At 39.7% G+C, this 3,531-nt stretch carries 3 protein-coding genes; 2 read left to right on the plus strand and 1 reads right to left on the minus strand.

Going from position 1 to position 3,531, the window contains the following annotated elements; translation table 11 throughout:
• Positions 1 to 209: 209 nt before the first annotated feature.
• Positions 210 to 1,391: an alanine racemase gene (gene alr / locus V7L95_RS12855; RefSeq protein ID WP_171465255.1), complete on the plus strand. Its 1,182-nt coding sequence runs from the start codon at positions 210 to 212 to the stop codon at positions 1,389 to 1,391.
• Positions 1,392 to 1,468: 77 nt separating this feature from the next.
• Here alr and V7L95_RS12860 read toward each other — a convergent pair whose 3' ends face one another.
• The gene (locus V7L95_RS12860) at positions 1,469 to 2,581 is read right to left on the minus strand and encodes an NAD(P)-dependent alcohol dehydrogenase (RefSeq protein WP_171465256.1); all 1,113 of its coding nucleotides are present in this window, start codon (positions 2,579 to 2,581) and stop codon (positions 1,469 to 1,471) included.
• 215 nt (positions 2,582 to 2,796) lie between these two features.
• On the opposite strand from V7L95_RS12860, the gene V7L95_RS12865 reads away from it, so the two are divergent.
• On the plus strand, positions 2,797 to 3,411 hold the full coding sequence (locus V7L95_RS12865; protein WP_171465257.1) for a TetR/AcrR family transcriptional regulator: 615 nt from the start codon (positions 2,797 to 2,799) through the stop codon (positions 3,409 to 3,411).
• The last annotated feature ends 120 nt before the right edge of the window (positions 3,412 to 3,531 follow it).

Raw genomic sequence — 3,531 nt, forward strand, 5'->3', positions numbered from 1 at the left:
TTAACAGATGCTTATAAGAATAGCACGTCTAGTAGGAGAAAGATGTCAAAAAATGTCTAAATAAATAAAAATTCAAAAAATATACATATTTAGGAATTATTTGTTTTTGGCGTGATTGAATGTTTTTTCCTAAAAATGAATAAAGATAGACTACGCATAAAAGCGAACATGGATAAAGGGATGATTAAATTGATTAGGAGGAGAAATACATGCAAAAACTTTGCAGGGAAGTCTGGATCGAAGTCAATCTTGATGCGATTAAAAGAAATATCGAAGCCATTCAAGCGCATATTCCAAGAAAAAGTAAGATCATGGCTGTCGTGAAGGCGAATGCTTATGGACACGGTTCAGTGGAGGTAGCGCGGCAGGCACTAGAAAGCGGTGCGACGGAGCTCGCAGTTGCTAGCTTAGAGGAAGGCATTGTGCTGCGAAGAGCAAAAATTGAAGCACCGATTTTGGTTCTTGGATTTACACCGCTCGACTGTGTGAAAAGGGCCGCAGCCTGGAGAATTGATCTATCTGGCCTTCGTGAAGATTGGATTGCTCAAGCAAATGAGATCTTAGCGGAAGAAGAAAGCCAGCGCCAGCTTGGGATTCATGTCAATGTTGACACAGGGATGGGGCGATTAGGTGTACGGACAAAGGAAGAGCTGTTAGCGGTTGTGAAGGCGCTTGAAAAGAGTGAAAACCTGAGGTGGGATGGAATATTTACGCATTTCTCTACTGCGGATGAGCCTGATCCTGATTTTACGTTGCTTCAGCACAGCATCTTCATTGATTTTCTTCGGTTTTTGAAAGAAGAAGGGATCAAACTGCCGACCGTACATATGAACAATACAGCTGCTTCGATTGCGTTTCCTGAATTTAGCGCCGATATGATCCGGCTTGGTATCGGACTTTATGGATTGTATCCCTCGCAGTACATTGAAAGCTTAGACGCTGTTCAGCTAGAGCCCGCTCTTAGTTTAAAAGCAAGAATTGCGTTCGTGAAGAAAATGGTGACAAAACCAAGAACCGTCAGCTATGGGGCAACCTATGTAGCAAAGCCTGACGAAGTCATTGCGACCATACCGATTGGCTATGCAGATGGGTACTCACGTGCTTTATCCAATCGAGGGTTTATGCTTTTTCGCGGAGAACGAATGCCAATTGCGGGCCGAGTCACAATGGATATGACGATGATCAGCTTAGGAGAGATGAAAGCAAAGCAAGGCGAGGAAGTCGTCATTTATGGCCGTCAAAAGGGCGGAGAAATTTCTGTTGATGAAATTGCTGAAATGCTCAATACGATTAACTATGAAGTCATTGCAACATTAAGCCGCCGTGTTCCAAGGTTTTATCGTCGAGGCGGGAAGATTATTAAAATATCGACCCCGGTGATGTATGTGTAAAGGTAAGGAGAGCATGAAATTGCAAAAAGCCCCCTTTATATGGAAAGGGGGCTTTTGAGTTTCATGTCTTATTCGGCTTAAGCTCGATACTCTTTATCTAAAATAAGAATTGGTTTAATCGTAGATCCATTTTTAGAATCTTCAAAGGCTTGTTCAATCTCTTCTAATTCGTAGAATTTTGCTAGTTTTTCAACTGGGAATTGTCCATTTTTAAAGAACTTGACTAGTTTAGGAATGAATAGTTGAGGAACGGCATCTCCTTCTATCACACCTTTTAGCGTGAGCGCATTGAGCATGAGATCATTGGTCACATTAAACGTTAAATCGCGCTTTCCTACTGCTACTGTTGCACAAGTTCCTTTGACACGCAGGCAGTGAAGGGCAGCTAGCGTGACTTCTGGTACTCCAGTTGTTTCAAATGAGTAATGTGCCCCTTTTCCTTCTGTGATCTCCTTCACTTTTTCAGCTGGATTCTCATGTTTACTGTTGATGACATGTGTTGCACCTAATTCTTTTGCTAGCTCAAGGCGGCTATCATGGATATCAACGGCAATAATCGGATCACAGCCTGCAATTTTTGCTGCCATTAAACCACTTAAACCAACAGCGCCTGTACCGAACACAACAAAGCTTGTACCTGGAGCTGGAGCAAGTGAATTAAGGACAGTACCGCTCCCAGTCATTAAGCCGCAACCGAATGGTCCTAAATAGCGTAAATCAGTTTCTTTGTCTACTTTCACCACATTTTTCTCATCAACCGTTGCATATGTACCAAATGACGATTGACCAAAAAATTGTGATACATCTTGATGATCATGTGTATGGATAGGCGTTTCATTATGTTTATTACGACCAGAAAAATTCAGTGGAATCATGTTTTCACATCCACCAGCGTTCCCGTCAAGACAATTATGGCAATGACCGCAATAAGCGAAACCTAGTACAACGTGGTCTCCTTCTTGAACGGTTGTGACATTAGAACCTGCTTTCACGACAATACCAGAGCCTTCATGTCCTAATAAAGCAGGACGCGGGACAGGGAGCGTGCCATCTAATACAGTGGCATCCGTATGACAAACGCCAGATGCAACGATTTTGACAAGCACTTCATCTGCTTTTGGATCATTTAGTAATAGTGTTTGTTTCTCGAAATCTTTTTCATTTGTTGTGACCATCGCTTGAATTTCCATATCATGTGCCCTCACTTTTTGTATAGTATGATATTCTGAAGAAAGATTAGATCAAATGTCACAAAAAATTCATTTCTTTATGACTAAGTTGATTGTAGGACGAAAGATTTTCCGTTTCAATCAGCAAAAAATCTTTTTTGTATAGGTTTTCAACACAAATGAATTTATGTATCTCTAATCAACATTTTTTAAAAAGTGTCTAAAGGAGGGGCCCCATGATCAAAAAAGAGGATCGCCGTGTTGAGCGAACAAAAGAAACACTTCGTCAAACATTCAAAATACTAGTAAGAGAAAAAGGATATTCGCATGTAAAAGTGAAGGATATTGTGGAAAAGGCAAACTATAATCGGACGACGTTTTATGTGCATTATGAAAGTAAAGATGAATTAGCAGCAGATGTTATTCACCGGGAAATGGTCGATTTCGAATATGAATTTTGTAAGCCGACTCGTGAAAATCCACTGTTGGATTTAACTCGCATGAAACCAGAAGGCACCGATGTATTTCAATATATCGTTGAAAATCGCGACTATTATGATTTATTAGTGATGGAAGACCGAATTCCCCACATACAAGAACAATTGCTGAAGAAAATACAATATATCTTCAAAAATAGAATGTCATTTTTGAGTGATCAGTATGCAGAAATCAACGACAGTTATTTTGTCCAGTATCGCTCATACGGCATCTTTGGTTTTATCATTGAATGGATCAGAAATAACTACAATGCATCTCCCTCAGAAATGGCACGCCGCATTATCAATTTATTATATATTCAGTCCTCACTTATGATGCAGTTGAAAGATGAAGAAGCGATTATGAAAAGGTAATGCTTAGCTGATAGTTATGATAGATCTATTGGTAGGTATAATAGGTGGCTTTAGATGTTAATTCATTTGATTTTATAAAAATATTAAATTAAAAACCTCTTAAAATTGTAAACTTTGTAA

Source organism: Bacillus sp. PPSBB_11 (assembly GCF_038023285.1).
In the GTDB taxonomy this organism is placed as follows: domain Bacteria; phylum Bacillota; class Bacilli; order Bacillales; family Bacillaceae; genus Bacillus; species Bacillus altitudinis.

Excerpts from the sequence above, each read along its gene's own strand:
- alr (WP_171465255.1), top strand. The coding sequence starts at position 210 with ATGCAAAAACTTTGCAGGGAAGTCTGGATCGAAGTCAATCTTGATGCG.
- V7L95_RS12860 (WP_171465256.1), bottom strand. The coding sequence starts at position 2,581 with ATGGAAATTCAAGCGATGGTCACAACAAATGAAAAAGATTTCGAGAAA.
- V7L95_RS12865 (WP_171465257.1), top strand. The coding sequence starts at position 2,797 with ATGATCAAAAAAGAGGATCGCCGTGTTGAGCGAACAAAAGAAACACTT.